Below are 20,361 nucleotides of genomic sequence, written 5' to 3' on the forward strand. Positions count from 1 at the left end.
GGTTCGTGGCGCACCCGCTGCGTCCCGGCGTGCGGCTCTACCGCACCGGTGACCTGGTCCGCTGGCGGGCCGACGGGCAGCTGGAGTTCCTCGGCCGCGCCGACCATCAGATCAAGATCCGTGGCTTCCGGGTGGAGCCCGGCGAGATCGAATCGCTGCTGCTGACCCATCCGGCGGTGGCGGCGGCCCTGGTCGTCGCCGTCACCGACGACGTCGTCGGGGTCCGGCTGGTCGGCTACGTGGTCCCGGCTGGTCCCGCTGGTCCGGTTGGCCCCGCTGGGACAACCGGGACAGCCGGCACGGGTGACCTACGCCGTGACCTGCGCGTCCACCTGGCCCGTTCGCTGCCGGAGCACCTGGTGCCGTCGGCCTTCGTCACCCTCGACGCCTTCCCGCTGACCCCGAACGGCAAGATCGACCGGGCCGCGCTGCCCGGACCGGTCCCGGACGCGGCGACGGCGACGGTCGCCACGGTAGCCGCCGGGGCCGACCCGCGGGAGGCGTTGATGCGCGGCGTCTTCGCCGGGGTGCTCGGCGTCACCGAGGTCGCCGCGCAGGACAGCTTCTTCGACCTCGGCGGCCATTCGCTGCTCGTCGCCCGTCTCGTCGCCCGCGCCGAGAAGGTGTTCGGGGCCACCCTGTCCATGCGGGACGTCTTCGACTCGCCCACTCCGCGAGCCCTCAGCCGGCTGCTCGGCAGCGGGGTGCGCCGGCCCGCGCTGGTCGCGCGGCAACGCAGCGGAGCGCAACCGCTGTCGTACGCCCAGCGTCGGCTGTGGTTCCTGCACCGGCTGGAGGGGCCGAGCGCGACGTACAACATTCCGGCCGTGCTGCGCGTCGTCGGTGATCTGGACGTGTCGGCGTTGCGGGCCGCCGTCGGCGACGTGGTGGCCCGGCACGAAAGCCTGCGTACGGTGTTCCGCGCCGGTGCCGGCGCGGATGGTGACGACAGCGACGGCGACGGGCTGCAGGAGGTGCTGCCCGCCGACACGGTCGAGCTGCCGATGGCCGTGCGTCCCACCACGGAGGCGGAGCTGTCCGGGGAGCTGGCCCGGGCCGCCGGGCACCGGTTCGACCTGACCCGGGAGATCCCGATCCGGGTCGACCTGTTCGCCCTGCGGCCTGACGACCATGTGCTGCTGGTACTGCAGCACCACATCGCCGGCGACGAGTGGTCGGTCGGGCCACTGTTCACCGATCTGCGTCGCGCCTACGACGCCCGCCGGCTCGGCCGTGCCCCACAGTGGACGCCGTTGCCTGTCCAGTACGCCGACTACGCGCTGTGGCAACGTGACCAGCTGGGCGAGGACGACGCCACGGCCGACAGTGTCGCCGCCCGCCAGCTGCGGTTCTGGCGGCGCGCCCTCGACGGCGCGCCGCAGGAGCTGACCCTGCCGGTCGACCGGCCACGTGGCCCGCTCGCCAACTACCACGGCGACTACGTCGCCTTCGAGATCCCCGCGGCGGTGCACGCCGGCCTGGCGGCACTGGCCCGCGCCACCGACGTCACCATGTTCATGGTGGTGCAGGCGGCGGTGGCCGCCCTGCTGACCCGGGTCGGCGCGGGGGAGGACCTGCCGCTCGGCTCGCCGGTCGCCGGCCGTAACCAGGCCGAGCTCGCCGACATGGTCGGCTTCTTCGCCAACACTTTGGTGTTGCGGGTGGACACCAGCGGCGACCCCAGCTTCGTCGAACTGCTGCGTCGGGTGCGCCGCGTCGACCTCGCCGCCTTCGACAACGCCGACGTCCCGTTCGAACGCCTGGTGGAGGAGCTGCGCCCGGGCCGGTCGCTGGCCCGCAACCCGCTGTTCCAGGTGATGGTGACCCATCAGCACCGGCTCGACCTGGACCTGTCCGTCGCCGGACTGCAGAGCACCGCTGTGCCGTTCGGCCTGGACACCGCCAAGTTCGACCTCACGTTCAGCTTCTTCAGCGACGGGCACGGTCCGTTGCCGGCGGGTATCGAGTACGCCACCGAGCTGTTCGACCGCAGCACCATCGAGGCGCTCGCCGCCCGGTTGGTCCGCCTGCTGGCCGGGTTCGTCGCCGACGCCGAGGCGCCGATCGGGGCGGCCGACCTGCTCACCGCGGCCGAACGCGCGACCGCGACCGTCCCTGCCCCGCCGGTCGTGGCGGTGCCGACGACGTCGCAGCTGATCGAGCGGGCCGCCGCGATCCACCCCGACCGGGTGGCGCTGGTCGCCCCCGACGGTGCCGAAACCACCTACGCCGACCTCGTCGGCCGGATCCGCCGGCTGGCCGGGTTGCTCGTCGCACGCGGCATCGGCCCGGAGTCGGTGGTGGCGTTGGCCTGCCCGCCGTCGGTCGACCAGGTGCTGGCACAGCTGGCGGTGCTCGCCGTCGGCGCGGCGTACCTGCCGCTGGACCTCGGATACCCATCGCCGCGGCTGGCCATGATGCTCGCCGACACCACGCCCGACCTACTGGTGACGGTCGCGGACATCGCCGACCGTCCGGTCTGCGGTCCGGCCACTGGCCCGGACGACGGCGCGGACGACGGCGCGGACGACGGCGCGGTGACCGGCTGGACCGGAGCGACCCTGGTGCTGGACGATTCGCAGACCCTCGCCGAGTTGGACCGGACGGGTGCGGACCGGGTCGGTGGCACGGCGCCGCGGCCGGCGCACCCCGCGTACGTGATCTTCACCTCGGGCTCGTCGGGCCGGCCCAAAGCCGTCATCGGCACGCACGGCGGGTTGGCCGCCCGGCTCGCCTGGGGCCGACGCGCACTCGGCCTGGGTCCGCAGGACACGGTGGTGGCCAAGAGCTCCCCCAGCTTCATCGACGGCACCACCGAACTGCTCGGCGCGCTCGCCGCCGGTGCCCGCGTCGTGCTCGCCGACACCGAGCAGCGCCGCGACACCCACGCCCTCGCCTCGCTGGTGGCCGCGCATCGTGCGACCCGGCTCACCGTGGTGCCCAGCCACCTGCGGGCCATGCTGGCCGACGTGGACCCCGGGCTGCTCGGCTCGGTGCGGCACTGGGTGTGCAGTGGCGAACCGCTCACCGCCGAGCTCGCCCGCACCTTCCGGGCCACGCTGCCCGCCGCTGAGCTGTCCAACCTGTACGGGTGCTCCGAGGCCAGCGGTGACAGCCTGGCCAGACTCGGCGACGCCGGTGACGGAGCCGGCGGACGGTTCACGGCCACCGTCGACGGCACCGTCGGGTACGTTCTCGACGCCCGGCTGCGTCCGGTCGCCCCCGGCACTGCCGGAGAGCTCTACCTCGCCGGGGCCGGTCTGGCCCGTGGCTACCGGGCGGCGGCGGCGACCGCGCAGCGCTTCGTCGCCAGTCCGTTCGGTCCGCCCGGCGCCCGGCTCTACCGCACCGGTGACCTGGCCCGCCGTCGCAATGACGGGGCGGTGGAACTGCTCGGCCGGGCCGACGCCCAGATGAAGATCCGTGGCGTACGGATCGAACCGGCCGAGATCGAGGCGGTGCTCGCCGCCCACGACCAGGTCGCCGACGTGGCCGTGGTGGCCCACCGGGACGCCGCCGGCGTCGATGAACTCGTCGCGTACGTCGTCGCCGCCGCTGGCGGCGGTGTCGACCCGGCTGCGTTGCGCCGGGCGGTCCGGCGCGCCCTGCCCGCCCAACTGGTGCCCACCGCCTTCGTCGAACTGGCCGACCTGCCGCGCCTGCCCAACGGCAAGACCGACCGGGGCGCGCTGGCCCGCCGTACCGACCGCCGAGCGGTGACGCCCGGTGCCGTCGACCCCCGCGCCGGCATCCGTACCCGGCTGCTCGCCCAGGTCGTCGCCGAGGTGGTGGGGGTGCCGTCGGTCGGTCCCGACGACGACTTCTTCGACCTCGGCGGCCATTCGCTGACCGCGAGCCGGCTGGTCGCCCGGGTCCGGGCCGTGTTCGGCGCCGACCTGCCGCTGCGCGCGGTGTTCCAGACCCCGACCGTCCGCGAGATGGAGCATCACCTCGGCGAGCCGACCCGGCGTCCGCCGCTGCGTGCCGCCGGCTGGCCGGACCGGGTGCCGCTGTCGTACGCCCAACGCCGGCTGTGGTTCCTCGACCGCCTCGACGGGCCGAACAGCGTCTACACCATCGCGTACCTGGCCCGGTTGCGTGGTCCGGTGAACCCGACGGCACTGCGGGACGCGGTCGGTGACCTGACGGGCCGCCACGAGAGCCTGCGTACGGTGCTCGTCGAGCACGACGGCGAACCGTACCAGCAGCTGCTCGCCGACCCGGTGGTGCCGTTCCAGCGGCATCAGTGCCGGCCTGAGACGGCCTGGCCGCTGGTCGAGCGGCTGCTGGCGCACCGGTTCGACCTGGCGACCGCCGCACCGTTGCGGGTCGACCTGGTCTGTCTGACCGGCGACGAGGCGTACCTGGTGGTGCTGGTGCACCACAGCGCCGCCGACGCGTTGTCCACCGGGCCGCTGTTCGCCGATCTCGCCACGGCCTACGAGGCTCGGCTGGCCGGACGGGTACCGGCGTGGGCGCCGCTGCCGGTTCAGTACGCCGACTTCACCCGATGGCAGCGGGAACTGGTCGGCTCCTCAGCGGACCTGGACTTCTGGCGGCGGACCCTCGCCGGCCTGCCGGAGGAACTGACGTTGCCGGTGGACCGGCCCCGGCCGGCGGTGGCCAGCTATCGGGGCGGCGACGTCACCCGGGCCGTCCCGGCGGCGGTGCGCGACGCGTTGCGTGACTGCGCCCTGCGGCACGGTGTCACCCCGTTCATGGTGTTCCAGGCGGCGGTCGCCGCGCTGCTGTCGCGCCTCGGCGCAGGCACCGACATCCCGCTCGGTACACCGGTCGGCGGTCGAAGCGACCCGGCGCTGGAGCGGCTCGTCGGCTTCTTCGTCGACACCGTCGTGCTGCGTACCGACCTCTCCGGCGATCCGACCTTCGCCCAGTTGCTGCGGCGGGTCAGACAGATCGACCTGGCCGCGTTGACCCACACCGACGTGCCGTTCGAGCATCTGGTCGAGCAGCTGCGCCCGCAGCGCTCCCGGGCCCGGCATCCGCTGTTCCAGGTGCTGGTCAACCACCACGTCCGGCAGATCGACCGGCCCCGGTTGGCCGGACTCGACACCGAAGGGGTGCCGCTGCCGTCCGGCGGGGCCAAGTTCGACCTGAGCTTCCTGCTCGACGAGGATCCGCAGGGCGAGCTGAGCGTCGCGGTCAACTACGCGGCCGACCTGTTCGACCAGTCCACCGCCCAGGCACTGACGGACCGGCTGATCAGTGTGCTGGAGCAGGCCACCGCCGATCCGGCCGGCTGCCGGCTGTCCGACCTGCGAGTGCTGTTGCCGGTCGAACGTGACGCACTGCGACGGCGCAACGACACCGTCCGGTCCGTCAGCCCGGACACCGTCGTCGACATGCTGGCTGCGGCCGCCCGCCGGTGGCCGGATTCGGTGGCGCTGCGGGCCGGCTCGACCACGGTGACGTACGCCGACCTGGACCGACGGGTGCGGGCGCTGGCGGCCACCCTGCGCGCTCGGGGGGTCCGGCCGGGGCAGGTGGTGGCGGTGCGTGCACCACGCGGTGTGGAACTTGCCGTGGCCCTGTGGGGGGTGCTGCGGGCCGGCGGCACCTACCTGCCGGTCGACCCCGACGATCCAGCCGAGCGGATCGCCTTCGTGCTGGCCGACGCCGACGCGGCACTGGTGCTCGACGCGGCACAGGTCACGGCGGCCACCACCGGTGCCGACTGTGCCGACCGCGCCGATTGTGCCGACCGCGCCTTGGTCGTGCCGGCGCCCGAGGACGGCACCGTGCCATACCCGGACCTGCCCGCCTACGTCATCTACACGTCCGGATCCACCGGGCGTCCCAAGGGCGCGATCGTGTCGCATCGGGCGCTGGCCAACCGACTGGCCTGGATGCAGGACAGTTACCGGCTGGGTGCCGCCGACCGGGTGCTGCAGAAGACACCGGCCACCTTCGACGTGTCCGTCTGGGAGTTCTTCTGGCCGGCGCTGGCCGGCGCCGAACTGGTGCTCGCCGAACCGGGCGGGCACCGGGATCCGGCGTACCTGTCTCGATTGATCCGTGATCGAGCGATCACGGTCTGCCACTTTGTCCCGGCCATGCTGCGGGCCTTCCTCGACGCGGGGCACGTCGACGACTGCGCCGGACTCCGGCTGGTGTTCGCCAGCGGTGAGGCGCTTTCCGCCGACCTGGCGCGGCGCTGCCGTGTCCTGCTGCCCAACGCCGAACTGCACAACCTGTACGGCCCCACGGAGGCCACCGTCGACGTCACCGCCTGGCCGGTGACCGACCCCGTCGGCACCGATCCGGCGGACACCGGCACCGTGCCGATCGGTGCGCCGGTCTGGAACACCCGGGCGTACGTGCTGGACCACCGGCTACGGCCGGTGCCCGATGGGGTGCCCGGCGAGCTGTACCTCGGCGGGGTGCAACTGGCGTACGGATACCTCAACCGGGCGGCGTTGACCGCCGGGCGGTTCGTCGCGGATCCGTTCGGCCCGGCCGGGACCCGGCTGTACCGCACCGGGGACCTGGTCCGCTGGCGGGCCGACGGAGCCCTGGACTTCCTCGGCCGCACCGACTTCCAGGTCAAGGTGCGGGGGTTCCGGGTCGAACCAGGCGAGATCGAACAGGCCCTGACCGCGCTGGCGCAGGTCGCCGCCGCCGTGGTCACCGCCGTCGACGACGGTCACGGCGACCGCCGCCTCGCCGCGTACGCGGTGCCGGCACCCGGCGTCACCGTCGATGCCGACCGGCTGCGAGCGGCGCTGGCCGGCACCCTGCCGGAGCACCTCGTGCCGTCGCTGTTCACGATCCTGCCCGAACTGCCCCTGACCAGCAGCGGAAAGGTGGACCGGGCGGCGTTGCCGGCACCGGTCGTCACCGCCGCCGCCGGCGACGTCGCACGCGGCGTGGCCGAGGAACTGCTGGCCACGGTCTTCGCCGAACTGCTCGCGGTGGACCGGGTGGCGGCGACCGACGACTTCTTCGCCCTCGGCGGTCACTCACTGCTCGCCGTACGGCTGGTCGCGCGGGTAAACGCTTTGTTCGACGCCCACGTCGACGTACGGGACGTGTTCGACGCGCCGACGGTACGGGCGCTGGCCGGCCGGCTGCGTCCCGGCGGTGAGCGGACCCCGCTGCGCCCGGCGACCCGCCCCGACCCGCTGCCGCTGTCACCGGCCCAGCAGCGGTTGTGGTTCATCCACCGGATGGACGGCCCGTCCGCCGCGTACAACATTCCCTTCGCCGCCCGCATGCACGGTCACCTGGACGTGCCGGCGTTGCGGGCCGCGGTCGGCGACCTGACCGCCCGGCACGAGATCCTGCGGACCGTCTATCCCGACGGCGAGGGCCGGCCGATCCAGGTGGTGCTGCCGGCCGATCGGGTCCGGGTGCCGGTCGCCGTCACCACGGTCGCCCCGGCCGAGCTGGCCGACCGGCTCGCGCCGGCGGTACACCATCCGTTCCGGCTGGCCGACGAGCCACCGATCCGGATCGACGTGTTTCAGCTGGCCGCCGACGAATGGGTGGTCGCGGTGGTGGTGCACCACATCGCCGCCGACGAGTGGTCGGCCAGGCCGCTGTTCGCCGACCTGGCCACCGCGTACGCGGCCCGCCGCGCCGGTGACGAGCCACAGTGGGCGCCGTTGCCGGTCCAGTACGTCGACTACGCGATCTGGCAGCGCGACCTGCTCGGCGTCGACGGCACCGGCAGCCCTGCGCTGGCGCGACAGCTGGACTTCTGGACGGCGGCACTGGCCGGTCTGCCCGAGGAACTGCCGCTGCCGACCGACCGTCCGCGCCCGGCGACGGCCAGCTACCGGGCGGCGACCGCACAGCGCCAGCTCCCGGACCCGGTGGTGGCGCGGCTACGCCAGCTCGCCGCGGACCACGGCGTCACCCTGTTCATGGTGTTCCAGGCGGCGGTCGCGGTGCTGCTCGCCCGCAGTGGCGCCGGCACCGACATCCCGCTCGGCACCCCGGTCGCCGGGCGCGGCGACCCGTGCCTCGACGGCGTCGTCGGCTGCTTCGTCAACACCCTGGTGCTGCGTACCGACCTGTCCGGCGACCCGACCTTCGGCGAGGTGCTGGCCCGGGTCCGCCGGGCCGACCTGGCCGCCTTCGCGCACGCCGACGTACCGTTCGAGCGGCTGGTCGACCAGTTGGCGCCGACCCGGTCGCTGTCCCGGCACCCGCTGTTCCAGGTGGTCGCCACCCATCGGATCCTCGATCAGGCCGATCTGGGCCTGCCGGGACTGCGGACGGTGCCGCACGAGGTCGGCTACGACTCGGCCAAGTTCGACCTGACCTTCGTCATCACCGAGCAGCTCGACCCGGCGCGGGCCACCGTGTCGGTGACCGGTGCGCTGGACCTGTTCGACGCGGGCACCGTCGACCGGTTGCTGGGGCGCCTGCTGCAGGTGTTGCCCGCCGTCGCCGCCGATCCGCAGTCGCGGCTGGATACGGTGCCGGTGCTGGCACGAACCGAACGCGAGCTGGTGCTGCGTCACTGGAACGACACCAGCGCCGACGTCGTCGAGACGCATCTGGCCGCCCTGTTCGAGGCGCAGGCGGCAGCCCGGCCCGACGCGCTGGCCCTGGTCGACGGGGAGCGTGCGGTCACCTACCGGGAGCTCGACGCCGCCGCCAACCGGCTGGCCCGCCGGCTGCTCGCCGCCGGGGCCGGCCGTGAGGACGTCGTGGCGGTCGCTCTGCCCCGCTCGGCCGAGGCGGTCACCGCGATCCTTGCCGTGGCCAAGGCCGGGGCGGCGTACCTGCCGGTCGATCCGGAGCACCCACCGGCCCGGGTCGGCCATGTGCTGTCCGACGCCCGGCCGGTGCTGGTGATCACCCCGGCCGCCGGATTTCCGCCGGCCGCCGGCATCCCGACGGTGCCGGTCGATCTTGCCTGGCAGGGGCCGGACCCGGGCGCACCGACCGCCACCGACCGGCCCGAACCGGACGCCCACTGCCTGGCGTACGTCGTTTACACGTCCGGATCCACCGGCCGGCCGAAAGGGGTGGCCGTGCCCCACGCGGGCCTGGCCAGCCTGGTCCGCACCATGGCCGGCGCCGCACGCAGCGGCCCCGGTGCCCGGGTCGGCCAGTTCGCGTCGTTCTCCTTCGACGTCAGCATCGCCGAACTGAGCATCTCCCTGCTCGCCGGCGGGGCGCTGTACCTGCTGCCCGAGCAGGCCCGCGCCGGGGACGAACTCGCCCGGTACGCCCGCCGGCACGACCTCACCCATCTGGCCGTGCCACCGTCGGTGCTGTCCAGCGTCGCCGACCCGGCGGCCCTGCCCGCCGAGCTGACCTTGCTGGTCGGCACGGAGGCGCTGCGACTGGACCTGGTCCGCCGGTGGGCACCGGGCCGGCTACTGCTCAACGCGTACGGCCCGACGGAGTCCACCGTCAACTCGACGCTGTGGGCGGCGGATCCGCGGTGGTCGGCACCGGTGCTGCCGATCGGCCGGCCGGATGTCAACAAGACGGCGTACGTCCTCGACCGCCGGCTGGCTCCACAACCGCCGGGCGTGCCCGGCGAGCTGTACCTCGGCGGCGCCGGACTGGCCCGTGGCTACCTCCGCCAGCCGGGGCTGACCGCGACCCGGTTCGTCGCGGACCCGTTCGGGGCGCCCGGCGCCCGGCTGTACCGTACCGGCGATCTGGCCCGCTGGAACAACGCCGGGCAGCTGGAGTATCTCGGCCGTGCCGACGACCAGATCAAGGTACGCGGACTGCGCATCGAGCCGGCCGAGATCGAGGCGGTGTTGCTGGCCCGGCCCGACGTGGCGGCTGTCGCGGTCGCCGCCCAGGCCGGGCCGCACGGGCGTAACCAGCTGGTCGGTTACGTGGTGCCGGCCGACGGAGCCGCGTTCGACCCGGCCGGGCTGGGTCGGTTCGCCGCCGACCGGCTGCCGGCGGCGATGGTGCCCACCGCCTGGGTGCGGCTGCCGGCGCTGCCGCTGACGGTGGCCGGCAAACTGGATCGGGCCGCGCTGCCCGCGCCGGACTTGACCGCCGCGACCGCCGGGGCGCCCGCGCCGCGGGTACCGGCCGGCACACCGGCCGAGGCGGTGCTGCTGGAACTCGTCGGCCGGCTGCTCGGGCGCGGCGACGTCAGCGTCACCGACGGCTTCTTCGCCCTCGGCGGCGACAGCATCCTGTCGATCCAGCTGATCGCTCAGGCCCGCCAGCGTGGTCTGCTGTTCTCGCCGCGCGACGTCTTCCGGCATCCGACGGTCCGCGAACTGGCCACGGTGGCACGGCCGGCCGCCGACGCCGAGCACGACGACGGTGTCGGCGTGGTGCCGCTCACCCCGATCATGCGTCGCTTCGTCGACCGGGATCCGGCGGTGGAGAAGTTCGGGCAGGCCATGCTGCTGCGGCTGCCGGTCGGAGCCGATCCGGCGGCGCTGCGTACGGCGCTGTGGGCGCTGGTGCGTCAGCACGGTGCCCTGCGCGCCCGGCTGGATCGCGATCCGGTCGCGGGACTGCGGCTGGTCGTGCCCGACCTGGCCGAGGCCGGGCCCGACGGGCTGCTCACCGTGCTGAGTCGTCCGGCCGGCGGGCCGGTGCCGCAGGAGGTGTACGACACCGCCCGTACCGGCCTGGATCCCTGGCGGGGCGCGATGCTGCGGGCGGTGTGGTGCGATCGGGGGGATGCCGCCGCGCCGGAACTGCTGCTGCTCGTGCATCACCTGGTGGTCGACGGGGTGTCCTGGCGGATCCTGCTGCCGGACCTGGCCGGCGCGTACGCCGATGCCGCAGCCGGTCGGGTGCCCGCGCTGGCGCCGGTCGTCACGTCGCTACGCCGGTGGGCGCGGGCGCTGCCGGAGGTGGCCGCGCGGCGGGCCGCCGGGGCCGAGGTGGAGTACTGGCGGAAGGTGCTCGCCGACGTGCGCGTGCCGAGCGTCGTCGCACCGGCGCGGACCGAGCGCGACACGCTGGACCGCGTCGCGCACGTCACCCGGACGGTCGAGGCGACCGTCGCCGGGGCGCTGCTCGCCGAGGTGCCGGCACGACTGCGTGCCCAGGTCGACGACGTGCTGCTGGCCGTGGTCGCGCTCGCGCTGCGCAGCTGGACCGGCGCCGACGACCCGGTGATCGACGTCGAGGGGCACGGTCGCCAGCAGGATCTCGTCGCCGGGGCCGACCTGTCCCGCACCGTCGGCTGGTTCACCACGGTCTACCCGGTGCGGCTGCCGACCGGCGGAACCGGGGTGGCACGGGCCGAGGTCGATCCGGCCGCCGCTGGCGAGGTGGTGGCCGCGGTACGCGCCCATCGGCGCGGGGTGCCGGACGACGGCGTCGGCTACGGCCTGCTGCGGCACCTCGCGCCGGACGCGCCGCTGGGCGGGCTGCCCGAGCCGTGGCTCGCGGTCAACTACCTCGGCCGCGTCGACACCGGGTTCGACATCGACACCAACGTCGACACCGACACCAACGTCGACACCGACACCGACGCCGCACCGGCCACGACGCCCGCCTGGCGGCCCGTCGACGGAGGGATCGGCGGCACCGTCGACGGGCACCGGGTGGCCGACCACGCGGTCACCGTCGACGTCACCGCCATCGACACCGGGCAGGGCCTGCGGCTGCGGGCGGTCTTCGCGCACTGCTCCGGTCGCGTCGACCACAGCGCCGTCGACGAGCTGGCCGACCTGTGGGTACGCGCCACGACCGCGGTCGCCGCCGCGGTCGCGCCCGCATACCGCATCACTCCCGCCGACGTCCCGCTGGCCCGGCTCGACCAGAGCCAGCTGGACCGAATCCAAGCGAAGTGGGCCCGCCGATGACCGAACCGCCGGCAATTGTCGACATCCTTCCGCTCTCGCCGCTGCAGGAGGGTCTGCTCTTTCTCAGCGCAACCACCGAGGCCGGCCCCGACCCGTACGGCGTCCAACTGGCGGTCGACCTCGACGGTGGGTTGGCGCCGGCGCGACTTCGGGCGGCCGTGGACGCCTTGCTGGATCGGCACGCCAACCTGAGGGCCTGCTTCTGGACCGAGGACGTCGACCGCCCGGTGGCGTTGATCCCGGACCACGCACCGGCGCCGTGGCAGGAGACCGATCTGCGGGCAGCCGGCGATCCGGATGGCGCCGCCGACCGGATCGCCGCCGCCGACCGGCAGGTCCGTTTCGACCTGGCCGAGCCGCCGCTGTTCCGGTTCCACCTGCTGCGACTGGCCAATCACCGGCACCGGCTGCTCGTCACATCGCATCACATCCTGCTCGACGGCTGGTCCAACGGACTGCTGATCCAGGAACTGATCCGGCTCTACCGCGCCGTCGGCGGCGCTGCGACACCACCGCCGCCGGCCGCGCAGTACCGGGACTACCTCGGCTGGCTGGCCAAGCAGGACCGCAAAGCCAGCGCAGCGGCGTGGCGCGAGGCGTTGCGCGATGCGCAGTCCTGCACCCCCTTCTCCGGGCCCTACCCGCCGGCCGTCGTGGCCCAGCAGATCCTGGCCACACTGGACGACCGCGAATCCACCGCGTTGCGCGCCATCGCCCGGGATCACGGGCTCACCCTCAACACCATGATGCAGGGCGGCTGGCTGGTGCTGCTGGCCGGGATCGCGGGCACCCCCGACGTGATCACCGGGCAGGCCGTGGCTGGCCGGCCGGCCGACCTAGCCGGCGCCGACGAGATCATCGGGCTGTTCCTCAACACCGTTGCGGTGCGGGTCCGGCTGCGCCGCGACGAACCGTACGCCGCTTTCCTGCGCCGGCTGCAGGCCGAGCAGGCGGAACTGCTGAACCACCAGTACCTGGACCTGCCCACGGTGGTCGCCGAGGCCGGGACGGGCGAGTTGTTCGACAGCGTCCTGGTGATCCAGAACTATCCGGTCGACGAGCGGAAACTGGCGGCGGCGGAGCAGGACAGCGGGCTGCGGGTGGCGGCGGTCACCGGTCACGACGCGACGCACTACCCGGTGATGCTGACCGTGGTGCCCGGTGGTGGGAACCTGCGGTTCGAGTTGAAGTTCCGCCCCGGGGTGCTCGACCGGACCGGAGCCACGGCGCTGCTCGACCGGCTGCTGCTGGTGTTCCGACAGGTCCTCGTCCATCCGGACACACCGGTGGGGCAGCTCGCGCTGACCACCGGGGAGGAACGCCGTCGGCTGGACCGGCTGCTCACCGGTGCGCACCTCGCCGGACTCGACGGCGACGTCGCCGCGCTGGTCGGGGCGCCCGCCGCCGTGACACCGCACCTGCCCGCGCTGCTGGCCGACGGGACGTCGTACACCGCCGGCGAACTCGACGAACGGGCCAACCGGCTGGCCCGCGCGCTGCTCGCGCGGGGCGTCGGACCCGAGTCCGTCGTCGGGATCGCCACCGGCTACCGGGCCGACCTCGTGGTGGCGATGCTGGCCGTGCTCAAGACCGGGGCGGCGTACCTGCCGATGGACCTGGAGTTGCCGGACCGGCGGCTGCGACACATGATCGACGACGCCCGGCCGCTGCTGGTGCTCACCGCCGAACGTGCGCTCACCGACACCGTGACCGCCGGTACGCCGCAGCTTCGGCTCACCGATGTGACGGTCCGTGCCGAACTCGCCGGCCACCGGCCGGACAGGCTCACGCCGGCCGAGATCGGCCGGCCGATCCGGGGTGAGCATCCGGCCTACGTGCTGTACACCTCAGGTTCCACCGGAACCCCGAAGGGCGTCATCGGCACCAGAGTCGGGCTGGTCAACAGGCTGCGCTGGATCCTCGCCGCCGAGCCGGCCGGAGCCGACGAGGCGGTGCTGGCGAAGAGCCCGATCGGGTTCATCGACGGGATCACCGAGACCCTGGCCGCGCTCGCCGCCGGAATACCGGTGGTGTTCGCCGCAGCCGATCAGCGCCGCGACGCGCTCGCTCTGGTCGATCTCGTCGCGACGCACCGGATCACCCGGATCACCGGTGTGCCGAGCCTGCTGCGCGCGATGGCCGAGCACGGTGCCGGCCGGTTGGGCACGGTACGGATCTGGGTCTGCAGCGGGGAAGTGCTGACTTCGGCGTACACGATTCCGCTGTCCGCCGCCACCGACGCACGGGTGGTGAATTTGTACGGTTGCTCGGAGGCGAGCGGGGACAGCCTCTACTGCGCTGATTCGCACCCCGTCCCGCATCTGGGTGTGCCGGTGGCCAACACCACGGTGCGGGTGCTCGATCGCTGGCTGCGACCGGTGCCACCGGACGGCGTCGGCGAACTCTACCTGGCCGGCGCCGGGCTGGCCCGTGGTTATCTCGGTGCCGCAAGCCTGACCGCGGCGCGGTTCGTCGCGGATCCGTTCGGTCCGGCGGATCCGATCGGTCCGGCGGACCCGGTCGCGCCGGCCGGTGCCCGGCTGTACCGCACCGGCGACCTGGTCCGGTTGCGTGCGGACGGCCGGCTGGACTTTCTCGGCCGTGCCGACGGGCAGGTGAAGGTCCGTGGCTTCCGGATCGAACCGGCCGAGATCGAGTCGGCGCTCAGCACCGCGCCCGGCGTCGCCGAGGCGGCGGTGGCGGTGCACACCGGGGCCGGCGGCCTCGCGCGCATCGTCGGGTATCTGGTGCCGGCCGCGCAACGGCGTCCGGACCTGGCCGAGGTACGGGCCCACACGGGCGCCCGACTGGCCGCCCACCAGCTGCCGTCGGTGCTGACCTGGCTGGACCGGCTGCCGACCACGTCCAGTGGCAAGATCGCCCGCCGGGAACTGCCGCCGCCGGACCTGTCCACGCTGGCCGGTGGGGACCAGCCCCGCACCGGCGACGAGCGTCTGCTCGCCCAGTTCGTCGGCGAGCTGCTCGGGCTGCCGCGGGTCGGTATCCACGACGCCTTCACCGAGCTCGGCGGGGACAGCATCGTCTCGATCCGGCTGGTCGGCCGGGCCCGCGCGGCCGGCCTGCCGCTGCGCACCCGCGACGTGTTCGAACAGCAGACCGTCGCCGCGCTGGCCGTGACCGCACGCCGCCGTCGCGACAGCGCGACGGCGGCGGATTGCGGCGCGGACGACGCCGGCTCGGCGGTGCTGCGGCAGGTCCGGGACACCCACGCGTCGCTGCTGGCCGACCCGGCCGTCGCGGACGTGCTGCCGGTGACACCGCTGCAGGCCGGCATGCTCTTCCTGGCCGGCTACGACACCGCCGGGCCGGACGTCTACACCATGCAGCTCACGCTGCGGGTGCGCGCGAGCGTCGACGCCGATCGGATGCGCGTGGCCGCTCAGCGCGTGCTGGACCGGCATCCCGTACTGCGGGCGGGGTTCGTCATCACCCCGTCCGGCCCGGTGCAGGTGATCCGGACCGAGGTGACCGTCGACTGGACCGTCACCGACCTGACCGCGCTGGCCGCCGACGAGCGCGACGACGCCGTCGAGCGACTCCGCGCCCGTCGGCGCGGCACCCGATTCCAGCTCGACGCACCACCGCTGCTGCGGCTGGACCTGGTCCGGCTGACGGCGGACCAGGCCCAGCTGGTGTTCACCAACCATCACCTGATCCTGGACGGCTGGTCGGTACCGTTGCTCGCCCGGGAGCTGTTCGCCGCGTACGCGGGCCTGCCCGACGCCGGGGCACCGGCCGACGGGCACCGCGACCATCTACGCTGGCTGGCCGGCCGGGACCGGACGGCGGCGGAGCGGGCCTGGCGCGGCGCGCTCGACGGCGTGGTCGAACCGACGCTGCTGGCGACGCCGGCCAGCCGGCCGGGCACCGGCGCCAGGCTGCTGCCGCTGCCGCTGCCCGTCGCGCTGGTGGCCGGGCTGCGCGCGTTGGCCCGCCGCAGCGGCGTCACGCTCAACACGGTGCTGCAGCTCGCCTGGGCCACGGTGCTCAGCCGGGCCACCGGGCGCGACGACGTCGTGTTCGGACAGACGGTGTCCGGTCGCGACGCCGGCGTCCGACAGGCCGAAGCGGTGCTGGGCCTGCTGGTCAACACGATCCCGGTCCGGGTACGGCTGCGGCGTACCGAGACGGTACGGGCCGCGCTGGTCCGGCTGCAGCGCGAGCAGGCCGCGCTCCTGGACCACCACCACGTCGGCCTGGCCGACATCCTGGGCTGGTCCGGCCAGCGGGAACTGTTCGACACCCTGCTGGTGTTCGAGAGTTTTCCCGTCGACGAGGAAGCACTGCGGACGGTCGAACGGGCCGGCGGCCTTACCGTCGACGTCCTGGCCGGCGAGTCGGTCACCCACTATCCGCTGACCCTGACCGTGCTGCCCGGCGACGGACTGGACCTGGTCCTGGAATACCAGCCGGAGCTGTTCACCGAGCGCGACGCCCGTCGGATCGCCGCGCGGCTGGGCGCGACGCTGAACGCTGTCGTCACCGGCGCCGACTCCCCGGTGGCGGCGTTGCCGGCGGCGGCGGCCGATGAACGCGCCACGGTGCTCGGGCACTGGAACGCGACCCGGCACGAGCACCCGCCGCTGCTGTTGCCGGAGCTGTTCGCCGCGCGCGCCGCCGCGCACCCGGACGCACCGGCGCTGGTGTGCGGGGCCGAGCGCCTGACCTTCGCCGACTGCGCGGCTCGGGTCAACCAGCTCGCCCGGGCGCTGCTGGCCGCCGGCGTCGAGCCGGAGGACCGGGTGGCGGTGATCGCCGGGCGTGGTGTCGCCGCCATGGTCGGCATGCTCGCGGTGCTGACCGCCGGCGCGGCGTACCTGCCGGTCGACACAGCGCACCCGGCCGCCCGCGTTCGTGGCCTGCTCGCCGCCGCCCGACCCACGGCCGTCATCGTCGAGCCGGAGCTGACCGATGTGCTGGAACCTGCGTACCCCGGTGTGGTGCTGGCGCCGGACGCCGCGGCGGTCGCCGGGCTCGCCACCGGACCGATCGACCCGGGGGAGCGGCGAGCGCGGCTGCGCCCGGCGCACCCGGCGTACGTCGTGTTCACTTCCGGATCGACCGGCACGCCCAAGGGCGTCGTGGTCACGCACGCCGCGATCGCCAACCTGTTCCACAGCCATCGGCGGGCGCTGTACGAACCGGTCAGGCGGCGTACCGGGCGGGACCGGCTGCGGGTGGCGCACGCCTGGCCGTTCGCCTTCGACGCGGCCTGGCAGCCGCAGCTGTGGCTGTTCGACGGGCATGCCGTGCACATCGCCACCGACGAGCAGCGTACCGACCCGCGGGCGCTGGCGGACCTGCTCGACTCGGCCGAGATCGACTTCGTCGAGGTGTCACCGGCGATGCTGGCCGCGCTCGCGGACCTGGACACGTTCGCCGCCGGCGGGTGCCCGCTGTCGCTGGTCGGCTTCGGCGGGGACGCGGTCGGCGCGGCCCAGTGGCACCAACTCGCCGAGGCGCCCGGCCTGGCCGGGGTCAACCTGTACGGGCCGACGGAGTGCACCGTGGACTCGCTGGCGGCGTTCGTCGCCGACAGCGACCGGCCGCTCGTCGGGCGCCCGGTGGACAACGCCCGGGCGTACGTGCTCGACCGCAACCTCGCGGTGCTGCCGCCCGGGGTGCCGGGCGAGCTGTACCTGGCCGGTGCGGGACTTGCCCGCGGCTATCTGGACGCGCCGGGGACGACCGCGGCCCGGTTCGTCGCGGATCCGTTCACCGCGGGCGGTCGCCTCTACCGCACCGGCGACCTGGTCCGGTGGACCGACTCCGGCGCGCTGGACTACCTGGGTCGGGTTGACGACCAGGTGAAGATCCGTGGCTACCGGGTCGAGCTGGCTGAGGTGCGGGCCGCGCTGGCGGCGCATCCCGACCTGCTGGACGCGGCCGTATCGGCGGTCGCGGCCGGGGAGCGTCGGATCCTCGTCGGGTACGCGGTGGCCCGGCCGGGCCGGCGACCGGACCCGACGGCCCTGCGTCGCTGGCTGGCCGCCCGGCTGCCGGACTTCATGGTACCGACCGCCTGTGTGCTGCTCGACGAGTTGCCGCTGACCGGCAACGGCAAGGTGGACCGGACCCGGTTGCCCCGTCCGGACCTGGCCTCGCGGGTCGCCTACCGGGCACCCGGCACCCCGTGGGAGCGGGCGTTGTGCGACGCCGTGGCCGCCGCGCTCGGCGTGCCGCAGGTCGGTCTGGACGACGACTTCTTCCTGCTCGGCGGCGACAGCCTCGCCTGCCTGCGGTTGGTCGCGCTGGCCGACGCCGCCGGTGTGCGGCTGTCCTCGCGGGAGATCTTCACCCACCGCACCGTCGGTGCGCTGGCGGCCGTGCGGCGAGCGCCGGCGACGGCCGACGCCACGAGCATCGGGGACCGGGCGTCGGACCCGTCACCCGTCGGTAGATCTGATCGAGGAGAACAATGAGTAGTAGGCAGGAACAGGACGACCACACCGGCCGCGAGCCGGCGCGGCAGCCGGTCGCGCACGCGCCGCGGCAGACCGATCCCGGTGCCGTGACGGCCAACCGCAGACGGTTGCTCGCCGGCGCCATCGCCGCCGGGTTCACCGCGTCGGCGCTGTCGGCCAACGACGGGGTGCGCGACTGGGTGGCCCGACAGGCCGGGGCGGGCCGGGGGGCAGTCGGACCGCGGACCGTGGCGGTGGCGAACAACACCCGGCTACCGGGCCGCAACGTGCCGTCGGCCGGTGCCGGTAGCGCCGGCACGGCGGGTGCCGGCCGCGCGGCCGTGGACGCCGCCGGGCATCCGACGCCACTGCAGCCCTACCGCGACCCGCTGCCGATCCCCCGGGTGCTGCGGCCCCGACGGGGCGAGCCGGACGAGTTGACCGTACGGATGACGGTGGCCCGGGTACGGATGCACTCGCAGTTGCCGACGACGACGATCTGGGGCTTCGACGGCACCCTGCCGGGGCCGACGATCGAGGTACGCCGCGACCGGCCGCTGTCGGTGCGCTGGGTCAATCAGCTCTCCGGAAAGATGCCGCTGGTCGCGGTGGCGCCGCTGATCGAGTGGGCGGATCCGCCGCTGTGGGACCGGCCTGGCCGCGACGGCGCACCGGTGCTGACCGACGTGTCGAACCTGCCGCCCTGGACGGTGATCCACCTGCACGGGGCGGAAACCGGGATGGACAACGACGGCTGGCCGGAGGCCGGCATCGCCCCCGGCGCGGTGCAGGTCGCCGAGTACGCCAACGCGCAGCGGGCCACCGCCCTGTGGTATCACGACCACGCCATGCCGGTGTCGAGGTGGAACACCATCGCCGGGCTCAGCGGTGCCTACCTGATCCGCGACGACACCGAAGCCGGTCTCGGGCTGCCGGCCGGTCGCCACGAGGTCCCGTTGCTCCTGTGCGACCGCAACTTCGACCTCGACGAGGCCGGCCGGCTCACCGGTGTCCAGCTGTACAAGACCGTGCTGTACGCCACCGAACCGGAACTGCAGGCGACATCCTTCTCCGGCCCGTTCACCACGGTCAACGGGATCATCTGGCCGTACCTGGCGGTGGAGCCACGGTGGTACCGGTTCCGGGTGCTGAACCTGTCGAACGTGCGCCCGTACCACCTGCAGTTGACCTTCGAGGACGGCAGCCCGGTACCGGCGGACGCGATCCAGCTGATCGGCGGGGACGGCGGGCTGCTGCCGGCGCCGGTGTCGGTGGACGGCGTGCTGAGCGTGGTCGCCGCGGAGCGCGCCGACGTGCTGGTGAACTTCGCGCCGTTCCGGGGCCGGACGCTGAACATGGTCAACGTCGACTACGACCCGGGGCCGTGGCCACAGGTGATGCAGTTCCGGGTGGGCCGGCACGGTGGCGACCGGTTCCACCCGCCGGCCGTGCTGGACCGCGAATTCCCGCCGGTCGACGACGACGCGATGGCCGACGCGCCGGAACGGATGGTCATGTTCCCGCCGCTGGGCACCGGGCAGATCGAGCAGTGGGAGATGGAGCAGATCCCCGCGCCGACCGAGCCGCTGCCGATCGACGGTGTCGTCCAGGTCAAGGGCGCCGATCAGACGGTACGAACCTACCGGCGGGTGGCGCGGCACTTCAACGACCCGGTCCGGTTCATGGTCAACACCGGCGACTGGGAACGGTGGACCTGGATCAATCTGGATGTCGGCGGTTGGCCGCACCCGCAGCACGTGCACAGCACACACTTCCGGGTCCTGCATCGGCACTTCTACGACGTCGCCGACAAGTTCGAGTTCTTCTTCGACGAGCAGGGCCGCACGGTCGGCGGAGGCACGGTCGTGCCGATCGAGTACGTCGAGGCGCGGGAGATATCCCCGATGGACAGCGGATGGAAGGACGTGGTGCACGTCAACAACGGCGAAGCGGTGTCGGTGGCGGCCCACTTCGCGCACAGCGGCCGGTTCCTGCACCACTGCCACATGCGCGACCACGAGGACATGGGCATGATGCGACCGTTCGTCGTGATGCCGGCCGAGGTGATGAAGATCGAACACCAGGGTGGGCACCCGATGGGTGGCGGGGCCGCCCATGGCGGTCACTGAACCCGTGGGTAGGGCGCCGGGCGGCGGCGA

The 20,361-nt window shown here is 73.8% G+C and carries 3 protein-coding genes (1 of these 3 cut by a window edge); all 3 read left to right on the forward strand.

The genetic code is table 11. The features are described from left to right. Tightly spaced (each overlapping or abutting the next), the 3 genes in view from ACN27F_RS33205 to ACN27F_RS33215 form a layout consistent with a single transcriptional unit that may run on beyond the window. Positions 1 to 11,777: the 3' portion of an amino acid adenylation domain-containing protein gene (locus ACN27F_RS33205; protein WP_421439532.1), read on the forward strand. The gene continues 2,464 nt to the left of window position 1, outside the view; 11,777 of the gene's 14,241 nt are visible here — the last part of the coding sequence; its start codon lies beyond the left edge, outside the window; the stop codon is at positions 11,775 to 11,777. Beyond that, on the forward strand, positions 11,774 to 18,220 hold the full coding sequence (locus ACN27F_RS33210) for an amino acid adenylation domain-containing protein (RefSeq protein ID WP_421439534.1): 6,447 nt from the start codon (positions 11,774 to 11,776) through the stop codon (positions 18,218 to 18,220). Before ACN27F_RS33205 ends, ACN27F_RS33210 begins: the two co-directional genes overlap by 4 nt. After that, the gene (locus ACN27F_RS33215; protein WP_421439536.1) at positions 18,217 to 20,331 is read left to right on the forward strand and encodes a multicopper oxidase family protein; all 2,115 of its coding nucleotides are present in this window, start codon (positions 18,217 to 18,219) and stop codon (positions 20,329 to 20,331) included. The genes ACN27F_RS33210 and ACN27F_RS33215 overlap by 4 nt, the downstream gene beginning before the upstream one ends. Positions 20,332 to 20,361: the final 30 nt, after the last annotated feature.

The organism is Solwaraspora sp. WMMB335 (assembly GCF_049179075.1).
Taxonomy (GTDB): domain Bacteria; phylum Actinomycetota; class Actinomycetes; order Mycobacteriales; family Micromonosporaceae; genus Micromonospora_E.